Here is a 16,712-nt window from a genome sequence, read left to right as displayed (position 1 = left end):
CTAAGTCGCCGCCTTGATGTTGTGAACGTGGCTCCACGTGCCGGTGAAGGCGCCGGGCCACACGTAATCGCTCACGAACTCGGGGTTGACCACTATCTCCGCCGGCACCCAGAAGAGCGGGTTGCTGGCGTGCAGGTCGTAGTGCAGGTTGCCCCATTCACGGGCGATTTCGTTTCGCTTGACGTCGTCCACTTCGCTGATGAGCCTATAGTATGCGTCGTCCATTTCCGGCGTAGCGAAGCCATACAACCGGTTGGGCTGGCCGGTCCCTGAGTTCTTCACCCTGATCGCGATGAACAGGTCGGAGGAGGTGATGTCAAGGTTCAGGTGGTTGTTGAATTCAAAGGGAGGATTCCTGGTACCTGGGGAAATCCCGCCGCGCTCGATGGAAATGAGCTTCACACTAGCCCCGATATCACTCATGTAGCCGCCTACGGCCTCGGTCAGGTCAAGGGACGCAGGGATGCCTCGCGTCTCCCGGATAACAAAGAGATTTGCTTCCACAGGGTTGTTGGGGCCATAGCCCGCTTCCGCCAGAAGCGCCCTCGCCGCCACAGGGTCGTATCCGTACTCGTCAGGGAAGCGAGTGACCCAGGTGGGGTCCCAGCCCTCCCGGCTTGGGTTCTGGTGCGCGTTGTACATCGGGACGGCGGACCCGCCAAAGTAGGCCTCGTTCAATTGGTCACGATCAACTGCCTTGGAGAACGCCTTGCGCACCCGAATGTCCATGAGGGGAGTGTCCGGGTTGGTCCAGGCCTGCGACTCCGAGTCAAAGTTGCAGCAGTAGTACCGGATGAACGTCCTTTGGCCGGGCACCTTGCCCTGGACAAGGAGCATGCCCTCATTGGTTGCGGTGCCGACATTGTCCTTGGGAATAGAGGCCAGGTGGACCTCGCCGGCAAGCAGCGCGGCCAGCCGCGTGGAGGCCTCAGCCAGCCATCGGTACTCGAACTCCTGGAAGTCCGGCGTGACCTTCCAGTGCTCGTAGGGCACCCGTTCAAAGATGAGGAATCTTTCTTGCTGCCGTTCCAGAAGCTGGTAGGGGCCCGTACCGACAACAGAGTCGTCCAGGTTGAGCGGCTCTCCTTCCGCCTCATGGTGGGCTTTGCTAACCTGATCGCCCATGTTCCCTTGCTGTGCGGACATCACGGTGATGAACTCCGCGGCGGGCCTGCTCAGCCTGAAGATAACCTCATAGTCGTTGACGATCTCCACGCTGCCAACCATTTCGCCATAGCTCGTCGTCTGTCCGTGGACGCTGTCTTCCAGAATGAACTGCTCATGCGTGAAGAGCACATCCTCGGCAGTAAACTCTCCGAAGTCCCGCTGCCACTTGACGCCCTCCCGCAACTTGAACCTGAACGATAGGCCATCGGGTTCCAGGTTCCATTCCGTCGCAAGCTCAGGCACGAATCCCCCGGTTTCGGCGTCTATGCCAATCAGGTACTCATAGATGGGGCGCACCTGGAAGGCCTGCGGCTGCCCGCCCATTCTTGGTGCAGAGAACTCCGAGGAGGGTGGAGTAACCGCCATGATTACGCGCTTGATCTTTGGCTCGACAGGCTCAGCCATCACAGGAGCGGACGTAGCGGGGGAGGCCGTCGGGCTCACTGCGGCCGACTCCGGCGCCGCCGTGGGAGCCGCGGTAGGCTGACTGGTCGAGGGCTCCGAATCGTCATCTCCGTTCCCACAGGCGACCAACAAGAGCAGCCCAAGCGACGCGACAATTGCCGCCATTATTCCGTTCTTGACCGAAAAGTTCTTCATTGCCCCTCCTAACTCAATCACCCTTGTTGGGAATCCCAACTCCGATTCTGTTGACAGTATTCACGCCCTCACGCAATGCCCAACGGAATGTTCTGCAGGCAGCTCTTCCAGGGCATGGTATGACCCGAAATGCACATAAGGATTTGCCATCTGGCAGGAGGGAAAGGCGTGAGGTCTCCGGCCTTCGGTGGCGCAGCGAGACACGTTACCATTGGTGACCGCGATGACTGGGTTGGCACGGGGGAATCTGATCGGGAATTTGCGGAGGGGTTGGTGGACGGTGTACGCCCGATTCGAGGAGCAATCGGGGTTGTGGCGGGCGGTTTTGACCGATGCAGCTTGTGTCGAGGATCCGATGGAGGCAGGGCGCATGCCGCAGGATGAGAATGGCGCCCCTATGAGGTGCGTCAAAGGACGGGAAGAAGAAGGTATATCTTCAACTGCCCTGACCATCGCTGGCCCCGTTCTGTAAGTTGAGTCTGCGCCTGGATTGCTCCAATGCTACGCATATGCGCGGACTACTCACTGTTTTCGACGGGTATTGTGAATATTTTTACGAACTTATTAAGAAACCGGACTGCTTTACAAAGGTTATAGTCAACAAGTTGGGCGCAGTCTAGTGGCGGCCGCAAGGAAAGTCAAGGCTTGGCGCACACACCGCTCCCGCGGCAGGGCGCTTCAAGTTCAGGTCTTTAGGCGTGCTAACGCGATGCTTGGCCCGCCAGCCCGCCGGCGGGGGCCGGGTCCTCCGCGTTCAGGTGAAAAAACCGAATGGCGTTTCCGGCCACCATCTTGTAGACCTCGTCCTCCGGTATGCCATGGAAATTGTGCTCAATCACCTCGTCAGAGTCGGGCCAATCGGATTCCTGGTGCGGGAAGTCCGCTGCCCACATCAGCTTGTCCACGCCCAGCCAATGACGGAGCTCCACGCCTGAGCGGTCGACCTGAAAGCCCCAGTAGAAGTGCTGGGTGATGTACTCGCTGGGAAGCTGCTGCAGTGGCTTGAAGCCCACAAACTGCTCAGACCAGTAGATGTGCCGCTTGTAGCGGACATCCGCCATCTCCAGGAAGAAGGGCACCCAGCCAATGCAGTTCTCAGCCATGTCAATCTGCAGCGTGGGGAAACGGTCGAAGAGGCCGGAGAGCACCAGCTGCACGGTGTTGACGCCCCCGGCGCGAGCGAACCGCTGGACCTGGAACGCGAGTTCCGTACGGTTCAGTACCTCGTGTTCCCTCGGGTACTCCAGCAGCCGCCCGTTGGGGTCCGGGGAACGGTCCAGGTCCACGTGGATGGTGATGGGGAAGTCCATTTCCACTGCCGCGGCCCAGAACTTGTCATCCTCGGCGCTGGGGCGCGCGCCTCCGTTGGGGAACCGGACCAGCATGGCCGCCTTCAGCCCCAGGTCCCGGCAGCGCGCCATCTCCGCGATGGCGTCGTCGACGCCCGTCGTCGGCAGCGCGGCCACGCCAATGAGCCGGTCCGGCGACACGGCACAGTACTCCTCCGCCAGCCAGTCGTTCCACCCGCGAAAGATGGCCAGCCTGGCGGCATAGTCTTTCACCCTGGACCACAGCCGGGGGCCGCATACCACCGCCGGGAACAGGACCTCCGCGTCCAGGCCGTCTTGGGTCTGCTCCGCCAACCGCTGCTCGGGCGAGCCGGTGCCGGGGGTGCTCGCGTACGTTTGGCCGAAGGGGTGCCAGACGTCCCGGCCCTTGCCGCCATACAGGTCCATCGGGTTCTGCACCGGCGGCAGGTCTTCCACGATCGTCCCGTCCGCGCCGTCCGGCAGCGTGACGTTCCTCGGCGCGTGGCCGCGGTACCGAGGGTCGACCCGGTGCGTCCAGCGGTCCGCCGCAACCTCCAGATGCGAGTCTCCTGAGATGCGTTGGTACTTCATCCTGCCGCTCCTTCGGTGGGCCGGTCCCAGTCGTCTGCAGAGGCCTGGGAGACGCATCCTCGCGCCTCCCGCTTTGTTGACGATAACCTATGCGTCGTGTTCAACGACTGTCAAGGTTGCGGCGCAGTGGTCCGGGGTGACCTCCCGCAGTTCCGGGACTTGGAGGGACGGGAATCAGGCGGTCTCCATGATCAACTTGATCCGCTCTATCCATTTGGGTAGAACATCTGGATTCACCACTGAGTCTGGCACTTCCCCTCTCAGGGCAATTATCGTGGTGTCAATTGCCTTTTCGCGGTTGGCAACGAGGCTCGCGTGTGTATGGGCAATGCTGTGCGGCGTGAGAAACACCCGGTCCGGATCGAGGCTCCTCATCGGGCTGTCAACGGGCAAAGGCTCCTGATGGAAAACGTCGAGCGCGGCGCCCGCGATCCATTCTTCGTCAAGAGCCTTTCGTATCGCGGCTTCGTCGATTGCCTCCCCGCGAGAGGTGTTGATGAGGTAGGCGGACGGCTTCATCATCCGAAGTTGGTCCTCACCTATCATCTCGAAGGTCTCCGGCGTGATCACCACATGGACTGTCACAAAGTCCGATTCTTGCAGCAGGGTGGGTAGATCGACCCTCTCCGCGCCAAACTCCGCCGCGCGTTCATCGGTGATGTAAGGATCATAGCAAATCAGCCGAACGTCCCACCCTGAGAGTCGCTTGGCCACCCCCGATCCTGTTCGTCCCAACCCGATGATTCCGACTGTCTTTTGCCAGAGCAGGAAGCCTCGATCAGAGTTTTGGCTCCACTCGCCTCCGCGAATGCGCGCTTCCTTTCGCCTGAGGCGCTTGGCCAGCATCGTCATCAACGCTATCGAGGCTTCCGATACGCTCACAAAGTTCTCTGGCGTAGGACTGTTGCAGACCATGATGCCCAAGTCCGTGGCCGCCTGGACATCCACTCGCTCGTAGCCAATGACAGGAACGACCAGGGTGTGAAGCAGCGGAGCCGCCTCCATGACGGCGCCGGTCAAAGTCGCGGGAGGGCCGAGAACAGCATGGACATCGTGACACAATTCCATCAGCTCGCCCGCGGTATAAGCCTCTCTAGGACTAGCCACATTTCCAGGCGCGGAAGGCCGGCCAAAGACAACCTCATGCCCTGCCTCCGTAAGGGATTTCAAGGCCTCATCCTGTCCTGCCAGATTCAGTACCAACACCTTCACTGCATACTCTCCTTGCACACTTCTTAACGTCAGCCGCTATCATGGCCATGACCACCAGACGTCAATCCCATGCGACTGCCCGACCCAGCCCAATAGACATGTCTATGATCATCTCCCTTCTGTAGCTACGCTATAGTGGCTACGCCAGGGAGTATTGTCTCCGTTGAGTCAAGTTATGACAAATTCCTGGGCCGCCGGTTTGCAGCGCGCAGCGACAAGTTGAGCAGCCGTGCACAGGACGGCCAATCCCGAACCGGATTCCGGCACTCTTCCACATGCTGCCAATTGCTCGGAGGGATGAGCTCGGCAATACTGTGGCTCACAGCATCTGCAGCAGACATTTGGGGTCCATAGAGTAGTTCTTCAACCGCCTCAACCAGTATCAGGCCGCCAACCTGGGTTTCTGTGTTGGTGTATCTTGCCGCCTATCCGGTCCACAGGCTGCACCGCCGTCTCTCTTTCCCCCGAGACACAACAGTGAACACCGCTTTATTCATGGCCTCGACTACTTGCATGACTTCCGTGCCGGTTCCCTCCTTCTGTGACATTGAAAACGCCCGCACTCAGGGAGCGCAGGCGCGGATAGGCGGAAGTGGTTATGGCGGACGGTGGTATGAGTGCTGGGGTTGGTGGTGGGCCGGGGAAGATTCGAACTTCCGACCTCAGCTTTATCAGAGCTGCGCTCTAACCGACTGAGCTACCGGCCCGAGGAGGACGGCACATCAGGGGTGGGTAAGGTGATGCCGTATCTGTAAGTATAGCTTGACGCGATCTCGACAGTCAATTGAGATCGCTATCGAGAGATAGCCCTTTGCCTTGACACCCACAGCGCGCCCTCGCTAGCATTCGCCGTGGTCCCCGTCAAGGTTTGCGTGTTTCGACACGCCCGCCAACGCCCGTTGGGGTCTCCCCTCTCCGGGCGGTCAGCATTGAGGTGCAGTGGCTTTGCCTCCTCCATCCAGCCAACACGGCCCCGCATCGTCGCCGGACTTCCTGGGCAAGTACCAGGGGCCCGTGCAGGACGCCCTGCGCGATCGACTCGGCGGCTCACCGCCCCCCATCGGCACCATGCTCCGCTACCACATGGGCTGGGAGTCGCCCGAAGGCGAGTCGCAGGAGTTCGCCGCCGGCAAGCGGCTCCGCCCCGCCCTGTGCCTCTTCACCTGTGAGGCCGTCGGCGGCGGCATCGAGGATGCCCTCCCGGCCGCCGTTGCGCTGGAGCTCATCCACAACTTCTCCCTCATCCATGACGACATCCAGGACCAGGACCTGGAGCGCCACGGCCGCGGCACCGTGTGGTCCATCTGGGGCAAGCCCAGCGGCGTTGTCGCGGGCAACGCCCTGCGCACCGTCGCCGACGCCACCCTCTATCAGCTCAGGGAGACAGGCGTGACGACGGCCGCCGCCCTCGAGGTCGTGCAAACGCTGACCGGCCGGTGCCTGGAGCTCGTCGAGGGTCAGCGCATGGACCTCAACTTCGAGTCCCGACGGGACGTTGGCCCGGACGAGTACCTCGACATGGTATCGCGCAAGACCGGCGCCCTCGTCGAGGCTGCCATGCACATGGGCGCCCTCCTCGGCAGCGCCTCCCCCGGACAGGTGGCGCGGCTCGCCCGGTGCGGCCGCCTTCTCGGGCTCACCTTCCAGGCCCGCGACGACGTTCTCGGCATCTGGGGCGACCCTGTCCTTATGGGCAAGGCAACCGGCGCCGACATCCGCCGCCGCAAGAAGTCGCTGCCCGTCGTTTTCGGCTTTGCCGGCGCGACCGGCCCCGAACGCGCGCGCCTGGATCAAATCTACAGCTCAGAGGATGAGATGAAGGAGTCAGCCGTCGCTGACGTCATGGGCATCCTCGACCGCATCGGCGCCGAGTCCTACGCACAGTCCGTCGCCGAGGAGAAGGGGGCACTGGCAATCAACGAGGCCCGCGACGCCGACATCACAGAAGAGGCCCTCCAGGACCTGCACGACCTCGCCCACTTCTTCGCCCACCGCGACCACTAGCATGCCGGCAGGCGGCTCGCCTCGCACCCTGACACAGCGCCATTGCCCCAACGCTCTGTCCCTCTTTACATGGACTGGTGCGCCCAGTAGCAGTTACCCCACGCCGCCGGACTTTGCCCTGCGCCTACCAACGTATTACCAACTGCGAGACCCAGGCGAACCCTAATCGCATCGCGCCCAGCTACGGCGTCTCCGCGAATTGTTTCGCAGATAGACCGCTTTTCGTTTCATCACATCCTAGCTGGAAACGGCTCGCATAGCTACAACTTTGGTGGGACGGGTCGAAAACAATTCTGCACCTGTACCGCCTTGGCGATGCTCCGGTTGCGCGTGCCAGCCCCTTGGGCCACACTAATGCTATGAACACGAGACGTTCATCGCACCTCGCAACAGGTGTAAGAGTTTGCACAGCCGTCCAGACCGTAGAGACGGCTGAGCAGAGCGTGTTCGTCGACATCACCGACCTGGTTGAGGAGGTTGTCGCGGAGTCGAGCGTGACGGCTGGCGCGGCCCTGGTCTTTTCCCGCCACACCACGGCCGCCATCGTCATCAACGAGGCCGAGCCGGGGCTCCTGCGCGACATGGAGCGAATGCTGGAACGGCTCGCGCCCCGCGGCGGCGAGTACCTCCACAACGCGATGGCCCGCACCATCCCCAACGAGCCAGAGAACGGCCACGCCCACCTGCGTCATCTCCTGCTGGGGGCATCGGAGACTGTCCCCGTGGTTGACGGCCGCCTGCACCTCGGCGCCTGGCAGCGCATCTTCCTTGCCGAGCTCGACGGCCCCCGCCGCCGCGAGATAGTCATGCAGGTCACGGGAGTCGAGGGGTAGCCATGGCGTCAACAGTCGTCCACGCCATCCCCCCGGAGCTGGCCCCCGCCTACGACGAGTGCATTGCGCTCGCCAAGTCCCACTACGAAAACTTCACGGTCGTCGGGCGATTCCTGCCGAAGCGGCTGCTCCCCCACGTCGCTGCGGTCTACGCCTACTGCCGCGGCGTCGACGACCTCGGCGACGAGGCCGCAGGCGACCGCCTCACCCTGCTGGACGCGTGGGAGGCCGACCTGGAGCAGTGCTACACCGGCGCCCCGACGGCGCCCCACCTCAAGGCGCTGCAGCACACCATTCGCGCCTTTTCCATCCCGCCGGAGCCCTTCCGCAAGCTGGTCACCGCCAACCGCATGGACCAGACGCAGCGCCGCTACGCCACCTTTGCCGACGTGCTCCACTACTGCGCGCACTCGGCCAACCCCGTCGGCTTCCTCTACCTGCTCCTGTTCGGCTACGACGACGACGAGCGCCGGCGGCTCTCTGACTTCACGTGCACCGCGCTGCAGCTCGCCAACTTCTGGCAGGACGTCCGCCGCGACTGGGACAAGGGCCGCGTCTACTTGCCGCTGGAGGACTTGGAGCGCTTCGGCTACACAGAGGAGGAGTTGGCGCGCGGCGTCTGCAACCAGGCCTTCCGTGACCTTATGGCCTTCCAGGTAGAACGCGCGCAGGCGCTTTTCGAGCAGGGCCTGCCGCTCGTCGAGATGCTGGAGGGCACGGCGCGCCTGCACGTCAAGCTCTTCAGCCTCGGCGGCATGCGCGTGCTGGACGCCATCCGGGCGCAGGGCTACGATGTCCTCTCAAAACGTCCAACAGTGACAGGCCGCCGCAAGGCGTGGCTTTTGACTAAGACGTACCTGGGCATGAAGCTGACCCGTCAGATATAGGCGGTCATCACAACACGGAGCAAGGCATGGCGCGGACGACGGCATTGGAAGAGGCCTACGCCCACTGCCAACGCGTCACCAAGACTGAGGCCAAGAACTTCTACTACGCCTTTGTGACCCTCCCCAAGACCAAGCGACAGGCCATCTTTGCCGCCTACGCCTTCTGCCGCCTCTGCGACGACATCGCCGACGAGCCGCTGCCCCTCGATGAGAAGCGCCGCAAGCTCCGCGAGGTTGATGCCGCCCTGGAGCGCGCGAGGGACGGCAACCCCGACGGCCCCGTCTACAGCGCCCTCGCCCACGCCGTCAGCGAGTACGGCATCCGGTGGGAGGACCTGTCGGAGATCGCCCGCGGCGTGGAGATGGACCTCACCCTCAACCGCTACGAGACCTTCGATGACCTCGCCACCTACTGCTACCGGGTCGCCTCCGTGGTGGGCATCGTCTGCATCCACATCTTCGGCTTCTCGGACCCCGTCGCCCGCGACTATGCCATCGACCTCGGTCTCGGGATGCAGCTCACCAACATCCTGCGCGACATCAGAGAGGACGCGGAGATGGACCGCGTCTACCTGCCGCAGGAGGAGATGCGCCGGTTCGGGTATCCTGAAGAGGCGCTCATGGCCGGCGAGGTCAACGACGACTTCATCCGGTTCATGCGCTTCCAGGTCGCCCGCGCCCGGGGCTACTTCGACAGCGGCAAACGGTTGCTGCCCCTCTTGCCGGTGCGGTCGCGGGCGTGTCCGGCGGTGCTTGGGGGCTTGTACAGCCGCGTCCTGGACCGCATAGAACAGCAGGGGTACGACGTCTTCGAGCGCCGTATATCCCTCCCAACCCGAGAGAAGCTCTTTCTGGCGGTGCGCATTTGGCTTCAGAGTTACCTGCCCCTGAGAGGGGGCGCCGCTGCGTGGTGATCGGCGGCGGGCTGGCGGGCTTGTCCGCCGCCTGCGCCCTCGCTGACCGTGGCGTTCCCGTTACCCTGCTGGAGAAGCGTCCCTACCTTGGCGGCCGCGCCTTCTCCTTCCCAGACGCCGAGTCCGGTCGCCACATCGACAACGGGCAGCACATCTACCTGGCCTGCTGCACCGCATACACCGCCTTCCTGCGCAAGCTAGGCGTCCTTGACCGCACGACACTCCAGCGCCGCCTCCGCGCCGTTATCGTCGACAGGAACGGCCGTCGAGGAGCGCTTGCCGCCGCGCCGCTTCTTCCCTCGCCCTTCCACCTGTTGCCGTCCTTCCTGGCCTACCCGCACCTTGGCCTCCGCGACAAACTCCGCGCCGCCTCCGCGATGCTCAGCATCAAGCGCACAAATCGCGCCAAGCTCCGCGATGCGCTTGAGTCCGAGACCTTCCAAGACTGGCTCGTGAGACACGGGCAATCGGAGCGGGCCATCGCCGCCCTGTGGGACCTGATGACCCTTCCCGTCTTCAACGACACCGTGGACGCTGTCAGCGCCTATATGGGCCTGATGTTCTTTCAGGACGGCATGCTCTCCGGCCGCCACAGCGCCGATATCGGCGTTTCCCGCGTCGGCCTAACGCAGCTAGTCGCCGACGCCGCCAGCCGCTACCTCGTCGAACGGGGGGGAAAGATCCTCACGGGCCGCAACGTGACACGCATCGAAGTGGAGGATGGGGCGGTGACTGGCCTTGTAGCAGACGGCGAGTTCACGCCAACGAACGCCGTAGTCGCGGCGGTGCCGTGGGACGCGCTCGTGCGCCTGCTCCCCACCGGCATAGCGGCGCACGAGCGCCTTGCCCCATCCGCCGCCCTCCAGTGGGCGCCCATCATCAACGTGCACGTCTGGTACGACCGCCCAGTCATCGACGAACCCTTCCTTGCCGTGCTCGACAGCCCCCTGCAATGGGTGTTCAACAGGTCACACATAGAGGGTCTGCCCGGGCCCGGACAGCACCTCTGCATCTCAGTGAGCGGCGCATGGGAGCACGCGGGGAAGGGTCGTGACGCCCTGCGCGAGGTTTTCCTCGGCGAGATGGCGTGCGTCTTCCCCGCCGCAGCCGATGCGGTCGTCGAGCGTTTCATGGTCGTGAGGCAACCCAACGCCACCTTCCGCTGCACGCCGGGGACGCAGTCGCTGCGGCCCGGGCAGTCGACACCCATCGATGGCCTGACGCTCGCCGGCGACTGGACGCAGACCGGCTGGCCCGCCACGATGGAGTCCGCCGTCCGCAGCGGCCTCCTCGCCGCCGAGGCGATCGGTGCCGGCCTGGAACGCGGTGGAACGTAGTGGATCGCGCCTTGACACGGCAAACGCCACCATGACACGCTGCCTTTGCCCAAGACTCAGGGGGTGTATACGGTATTGGAAAGACACTTCACAGCCACCGGGTTCGTGGTGCAGGATGACGCGACGCTGCTGCACTGGCACGCCAAGCTGCAATGCTGGCTTCCCCCCGGCGGCCACATTGAGCCCAATGAAGACCCGGTGCAAGCCGTCATCCGGGAGGTGGCTGAGGAGACGGGTGTTGACGCAGTGGTCGTTCCCACCGGTGGCGTCGAAAGCGATCTCGAGTACCCCAAGGAAGTGACGCCCCCGCTCACCATCATGGTGGAAGACATCAACGACCCTGTGCAGGGCTTCCACCAGCACATCGACTTCATCTACGTGTGCCGTCCAAAGGCGCGCATCGAGTCGACCCCCGACGGCTGGCGGTGGGTGACCCGCGAGGAGCTTGCCGAGGGCGTCACCCTCGCGCGCAACGGCGCCGAGGGCGCGCCCCCGCCCGACGATGTTCGATTGCTGGGGGCCAAGGCGTTTCAGGTGGTCCGGTCCCACACTTCCTAAGGGGGTCCATCGCCGGTGAAGGCCCTCATACTTGCTCCCTTTGCACCCATCGCTCTGGAACGACTCCGGCGACGCATGACGGTCATCTACGAGCCATGGACGGAGACCCGCTCACTCCGGGACCCGGCCGAGCTTGCCGTCCGCCTTGCGGAGGAGGGCATTGAGGTGGTGGTGGCCGAGGTAGACTTCTTTTTCGACGAGGTCTTCGAGGACCCGTCACCATTGAGTTTCATCGGCTTGTGCAGGCAGGCTACCAACCAAATCGACATGGAAGCGGCAGCCAAGCGCGGCGTGGCGGTAGTGAACACACCGGGCCGAAACGCCAACGCCGTCGCCGAGCTGGTCATCGGTCTGGCGCTGTCGCTCATGCGCCGCATACCGGCCGCCAACGCCTATGTGCACAGCGGCTCATGGGACCACCCGATGGCAGCCTACACGGACATGCGCGGCGCCGAGCTCGCCGGCAGGACGATGGGCATCGTCGGCATGGGCGCGATAGGCCGCCGTGTAGCGCGGTTGGCCCGCGGGCTGGGCATGCACGTCCTGGGCCACGATCCCTATGCCTCCGGGCTGGGCTACGTGACCATGACCACGCTAGAAGGCCTCCTGGCGGGCAGCCACGTCGTGACCCTGCATGTGCCCGAGACGCCGGAGACAATCGGGATGCTCGGCCCAGACCGCCTGGCGCTGATGCCGCCCGGAAGCTGCTTCATCAACACGGCGTCGGCTGCCCTGGTGGACGAGGCTGCACTCGTGGAAGCGCTCCGCAGCGGGCGGCTGGCCGGCGCGGGCCTCGACGTCTTTGAGACGCACCCCATCATTCCCAACAGCCCGCTTCTCAAGCTGGACAACGTCCTCCTGACTCCGCACGTCGGCGGCGCGACGGCGGAGACTGTCGAGCGCTACTCGCGCGCCATCACGCGGGCCCTCCTCCGGTTTGAGGGGGCAGTCCGTCGCGACCGGCGCGCAGCCGCCACGGGGTCGTCATGAGCGCCGACAACGGAGCGGTGTTCCTCGCCATCGACGCCGGCACGGGCACATTGAAGGCTGCCGTGTCGGCGACAGGCGGCCGCCTTCTGTCGAGGGCTTCGGCGCCCGTACCCTACGAGCCGCAGGACAGGGACGCGCCCTTCAGCCGATCGTTCGAGACAGAGGCGCTGTGGCCTGCTATTGCGGACACCGTCCGCCGCGCGCTCCACGATGCCGGCGTGAGGAACGGCAGCGTCGCCGCCGTGGGCGTCACGAGCCAGCGGCAGGGCATCGGCGCGCTGGACGCCGAGGGCCATGACCTCTTCCTCGGCCCCAATATGGACCTGCGCGCCCTCTTCGAGGGGCTGGCCTTTGACGAAGAACACGCGGAAACGGTCTACCGTCTCACCGGCCACCTGCCGTCCTACATGCTCGCTCCGGTCAAGTTGCGCTGGCGGCAACAGAACGAGCCCGACACCTATGAGCGCATCTCTGTCGTGCTGACAGTGGGCGATTGGGTAGGGCACCGGCTCACGGGTGAACGCGCCCTGCAGGAAACACTCGCAGCGGAGTCCGGGCTGCTCGACGTCACGGGCGGAGCGCTGGCCACACCGGTTCTCGATTCTCTCGGCCTAAGGAGCGATTGCTTTCCGCCAATCACAAAGCCGGGCGAGGTCCTTGGAGCCCTTTCAAGAGACGCCGCAGACCAGTTGGGCATCCCGCCCGGCGTACCCGTCGTGGTTGCCGGGCCGGACACGCAGTGCGGCCTGCTGGCGATGGGCGCGGCGTCGCCTGGCGACACCGGCGTTGTTGCAGGATGGAGCGTCACGACGCAGTCGGTCACGGCGGCCCCGCAGCCCGACCCTGCCCGCCGGACATGGGTGGGCCGACACGTCGTGCCCCAGCGATGGGTGGCCGAGGCCAACGCCGGCGACGGCGGCAACGCGTACCGCTGGCTGATGGAGCTGCTCCTTGGCCCTGCGAACGGCGGCTTCGAGCGCATGGAGGCGCTGGCCGCCGAGTCACCGGCGGGCGCGGCGGGCGCTGTCGCGCTCCTTGGCCCGGCGCCGCTGGACCTGTCACGGCCCGGACTGCAGCCGGGAGGCCTGCTCTTCCCGGTGCCCGTAACCTTCAGCGGCCTTGACCGGGCCCGGCTGGCCCGTGCCGCGCTGGAGAACGTGGTCTTCGCCGTGCGTGGCGCGGCTGACCTGCTCTTTGAGGTGACGGGCGTACAGCCTGCCGGTCTCGCCGTCGGCGGGGGCATGACGCGCACCGCGTTGTTCGCGCGGGTCCTCGCCGATGTCATGTCGCGACCCGTCCACGCTGCGCCAACGCCGGAGGTGAGCCTGCAAGGCGCCGCGCTGGCGGCCGAGGCCTCCCTGGAAGGCGCGGGAGCCCTCGATCAGTTGGCGCTCGCCGCCCGCGACGGCTTGCGTGAAGTCACGCCGGACCCTGTCTCTCAGCACGAATACCAGGAGCACTATGCCCGGTGGCTGGACGCCCAGTCGCGCATGGAAGGGTTCCTGTAGACACGCACCGTAGCCACCGCCGTATGCGTTACAATAGACCGTAGTCCACCAAGGAGCGAGTGATGCCGTCAGAGACCTGGAGCGCCGAGCGGGCAGCCGTCTGTGAGACCGCGCAGGAGCTCGACCGTCTGGGTCTCGTGGCCGGGGCCAGCGGCAACGTCAGCCTGCTCATCCCCGGGGATCCGCCGCTCGTTGCGATCACACCCAGCCGGGTGACCTACCGCCGCATGACTGCCGATGACGTCCCGGTTATCGACTTCGAGTACGAGCCGGTCTTCGGCGACCTCCCGCCTTCGTCGGAATCGGCGCTCCACCTCGCTGTTTATCGCGCCCGCAAGGACGCGAAGGCCGTCGTCCACACGCATTCAGTCTACGCAACCGTCTGCGCCGTCGCCGGCATCGAGGTTCCCGCCGTCATCGATGAGGTTGCGGTGACTGTCGGCGGCGCCGTGCGCGTGACCGGCTATGCTCCGCCGGGCACAGAGGAGCTTGCGGACAAGGCGGTTGAGGCGCTCGAAGGCCGGAGCGCGGCGCTCATCAGCAACCACGGTCTGGTGACGCTGGGCAAGGACCTGGAGACGGCCATGGACATCGCGGTTCTCGTGGAACGCGCTGCGCACATCTCCATCATCACGCGGCTGCTGGGGCTGTAGCGGCCCCTGCCCCCGGAGGCGCTCGCCATGGAAGAGGAACTCTTTCAAATGAGCCTCTCCGTTGAGGGCACACTGTAGCCGCGCCAGGAGGGACAATGGTCTCCGTTCCCGGGTTCTTGCTCCGCCGGCTTTACGTCAAAGGAAGCCTCCGTGCCACGGAGAACGGTCTGTCATTTGAGATGAAGAACACCCTGGGGTCCGGCTACGCCAGGGGCATGCACCCACTGACTATCGACGGTGAGGAGGTGCCAATGGAGAACACCACCTTCACCGTGGACGGCAGGACCGTGGCCTTCTCGAACGTAAACGCCGACGTGCCCTTCACCCTCGCCATGAACCGCACGACGACCATCGCGGCGTCCGGCCTTACGTTGACGCCGGGCGCCCACAAGATTGGCATGGCCTTCGAGGTCCAGGGTCTCGGGGTGTTGCGGTTCGACTTCACCGACGCGGCCAACGATGGCTAGCGGCCTTCGAGTCGCGGTCACCGGCGCCGCGGGCTCGGTGGGCGCCATGCTGGTGGAGCGGCTCGCGGCCTCGGATGACGTGGACGGCGTCGTCGCATTCGACAATCGCCCTCTGACCATCGAGCATCCGAAGGTCGCCCGTTTCCACATGGACATTCGTCAGCCATATGCCGACATCCTTCGCGAATACGGCGTCGACGCCCTTGTCCACCTTGCCTTTCTGCTGCGTCCGGGCCGCAACCGCGAGTTCGTGCGGCGCGTCAACGTGGGCGGGACGGCGCAAACCCTCCGAGCGTGCAAAGAGGCGGGCGTGCGGCAGATCCTGTACTTCAGCAGCACGACCGTCTACGGCCCGCATCGGGACGACCCGCTGCCCTACACGGAGGAGTCGCCGGTGCGGCCCGTGCGCGGATTTCAATACGCCGAGGACAAGGCGGCAACGGAACTCATGCTGGATGCCTTCATGGCGGACAACCCGGACACCTGCGTGACGGTGTTGCGTGGTTGCGTCATCATGGGGCCTCGCTCAGACAACTTCATTGCGCAGGCTTTCCGCAAGCCGTTCCTCGTCAGCATTGCCGGGGCAGACCCGCAAATGCAGTTCATGCACGAGGATGACGCGCAGGAGGCGCTGGAGCTCTGCCTGTTTGAGCACGTTCCCGGCGTCTACAACATTACAGGGCAGGGCACCGCCGCCTTCAGCGAGGTCGCGCAGGTGGCGGGCCGCCGCTCGATCGCCGTGCCCGCGCCGCTGCTCACCTTCCTCACACAGGCGAGCTGGGCCCTGCAAATCCAGAGCGACTCGCAGGCTAGCGGCCTGACCATGATGCGGTTCCCGTGGTTCGCCAGCAACGAGAAATTCACGCGGGAGACAGGCTTTCGCCCGCGCTACACCTCACGGGAAGCGCTGGAGGCATCGACGCTGGCGCGTCACGCGCAGGGCGCGGCATGAGCGACCCACGGCGCGTTCAGCGCATGTTCGACGGCATCGCCCGCCGCTACGACGCCTTCAACACCGTCGCCTCCCTCGGACGCGACGAGTCGTGGCGGCGGCTGACTTCCCGCATCGCCGCGCCCGAGCCGGTAGAGCGAGGGCTGGACGCCGCGGCGGGCACGGGCAAGCTCGCGGCGGTCCTGGCGGCGCGCGCTGCGCACGTCACTGCCCTCGACTTCTCCGCGCCCATGCTGGTCCGCGGGGGCCCGGACCTGGCGGCGCGGGGCCTCTCAGACCGCATTAACCGTGTGCAGGGTGACATCCTGGCCCTGCCTTTCCCGGACGTTACCTTCGACTGCGCGACCATCGGATTCGGGCTGCGCAACCTCGCCGACATTCCCCTCGGCCTGCGCGAGTTTCAGCGGGTGCTGAAGCCCGGCAGCCGCCTTGCGGTGCTGGACATCGTGCGGCCCCGAAACGCCGTGGGGCGAGCGGCCTACAGCGTCGGCTTCCGTCGCATGATGCCTCTCATAGGCTGGGCCCTCTCCGGCGACCGAAGAGCCTACCAATACCTCCCGGACTCCGTGGAGCGTTACCTGGACCCGGACGAGCTCGCTGAGGCCATGTCAGCAGCAGGTTTCACAGAGGTAGGCTACCGTGGTCTCATGCTGGGGAGCATCGCCATCCACTGGGGGGTGGCGGGGTAGGCAAGATTGCAAGCAGTTCCGATAGTTCGCTCTGGGGGTA

Annotated in this window: 15 protein-coding genes and 1 tRNA gene; 12 read left to right on the top strand and 4 right to left on the bottom strand. The window is 64.8% G+C overall.

What is annotated here, in order from left to right; translation table 11 throughout:
• The 4 genes from OXC99_09010 to OXC99_08995 all read right to left on the bottom strand — a co-directional run bounded on the left by OXC99_09010 (position 1) and on the right by OXC99_08995 (position 5,587).
• A complete protein-coding gene (locus tag OXC99_09010; GenBank protein MCY4625119.1) occupies positions 1–1,767 on the bottom strand; it encodes an ABC transporter substrate-binding protein in 1,767 nt (588 codons plus the stop codon).
• Positions 1,768–2,468: 701 nt separating this feature from the next.
• Complete coding sequence (locus tag OXC99_09005) at positions 2,469–3,668, bottom strand: amidohydrolase family protein (protein MCY4625118.1); 1,200 nt, start codon at positions 3,666–3,668, stop codon at positions 2,469–2,471.
• Positions 3,669–3,842: 174 nt separating this feature from the next.
• Positions 3,843–4,880 carry a 3-phosphoglycerate dehydrogenase gene (locus OXC99_09000; GenBank protein ID MCY4625117.1) on the bottom strand — a complete coding sequence of 346 codons (1,038 nt, stop codon included), beginning with the start codon at positions 4,878–4,880 and terminating at the stop codon, positions 3,843–3,845.
• Positions 4,881–5,510: 630 nt separating this feature from the next.
• Positions 5,511–5,587, bottom strand: a tRNA-Ile gene (locus OXC99_08995).
• Between the two features lie 238 nt (positions 5,588–5,825).
• Between OXC99_08995 and OXC99_08990 the strand changes: the two genes are divergently transcribed.
• The 12 genes from OXC99_08990 to OXC99_08935 all read left to right on the top strand — a co-directional run bounded on the left by OXC99_08990 (position 5,826) and on the right by OXC99_08935 (position 16,672).
• Complete coding sequence (locus OXC99_08990; protein ID MCY4625116.1) at positions 5,826–6,884, top strand: polyprenyl synthetase family protein; 1,059 nt, start codon at positions 5,826–5,828, stop codon at positions 6,882–6,884.
• A gap of 359 nt (positions 6,885–7,243) precedes the next feature.
• Positions 7,244–7,717 (top strand): secondary thiamine-phosphate synthase enzyme YjbQ, encoded by a 474-nt coding sequence (locus OXC99_08985; GenBank protein MCY4625115.1) that lies wholly within the window; start codon positions 7,244–7,246, stop codon positions 7,715–7,717.
• Positions 7,718–7,719: 2 nt separating this feature from the next.
• On the top strand, positions 7,720–8,604 hold the full coding sequence (hpnC, locus tag OXC99_08980) for a squalene synthase HpnC (protein ID MCY4625114.1): 885 nt from the start codon (positions 7,720–7,722) through the stop codon (positions 8,602–8,604).
• 26 nt (positions 8,605–8,630) lie between these two features.
• Entirely contained in the window at positions 8,631–9,518 is an 888-nt protein-coding gene (hpnD, locus tag OXC99_08975) for a presqualene diphosphate synthase HpnD (GenBank protein MCY4625113.1), read from the top strand.
• Positions 9,515–10,855: a hydroxysqualene dehydroxylase HpnE gene (hpnE, locus tag OXC99_08970; protein ID MCY4625112.1), complete on the top strand. Its 1,341-nt coding sequence runs from the start codon at positions 9,515–9,517 to the stop codon at positions 10,853–10,855. Before hpnD ends, hpnE begins: the two co-directional genes overlap by 4 nt.
• Before the next feature lie 75 nt (positions 10,856–10,930).
• Positions 10,931–11,413, top strand: coding sequence for an NUDIX domain-containing protein (locus tag OXC99_08965; GenBank protein MCY4625111.1), 483 nt, complete (start codon positions 10,931–10,933; stop codon positions 11,411–11,413).
• 15 nt (positions 11,414–11,428) lie between these two features.
• Positions 11,429–12,403: a 3-phosphoglycerate dehydrogenase gene (locus OXC99_08960; GenBank protein MCY4625110.1), complete on the top strand. Its 975-nt coding sequence runs from the start codon at positions 11,429–11,431 to the stop codon at positions 12,401–12,403.
• The gene (locus OXC99_08955; protein ID MCY4625109.1) at positions 12,400–13,911 is read left to right on the top strand and encodes an FGGY-family carbohydrate kinase; all 1,512 of its coding nucleotides are present in this window, start codon (positions 12,400–12,402) and stop codon (positions 13,909–13,911) included. Before OXC99_08960 ends, OXC99_08955 begins: the two co-directional genes overlap by 4 nt.
• A gap of 62 nt (positions 13,912–13,973) precedes the next feature.
• A complete protein-coding gene (locus OXC99_08950) occupies positions 13,974–14,564 on the top strand; it encodes a class II aldolase/adducin family protein (protein MCY4625108.1) in 591 nt (196 codons plus the stop codon).
• Between the two features lie 95 nt (positions 14,565–14,659).
• On the top strand, positions 14,660–15,031 hold the full coding sequence (locus OXC99_08945) for a hypothetical protein (protein MCY4625107.1): 372 nt from the start codon (positions 14,660–14,662) through the stop codon (positions 15,029–15,031).
• On the top strand, positions 15,024–15,983 hold the full coding sequence (locus OXC99_08940) for an NAD-dependent epimerase/dehydratase family protein (GenBank protein MCY4625106.1): 960 nt from the start codon (positions 15,024–15,026) through the stop codon (positions 15,981–15,983). Before OXC99_08945 ends, OXC99_08940 begins: the two co-directional genes overlap by 8 nt.
• Positions 15,980–16,672 (top strand): ubiquinone/menaquinone biosynthesis methyltransferase, encoded by a 693-nt coding sequence (locus OXC99_08935; GenBank protein ID MCY4625105.1) that lies wholly within the window; start codon positions 15,980–15,982, stop codon positions 16,670–16,672. Before OXC99_08940 ends, OXC99_08935 begins: the two co-directional genes overlap by 4 nt.
• Positions 16,673–16,712 lie beyond the last annotated feature (40 nt).

This window comes from Chloroflexota bacterium, from assembly GCA_026713825.1.
Lineage (GTDB): Bacteria > Chloroflexota > Dehalococcoidia > Lucifugimonadales > UBA1127 > UBA1127.
The sequence above is the reverse complement of the archived record's forward strand: the minus strand, read 5'-3'. Positions and strand labels throughout refer to the sequence as shown.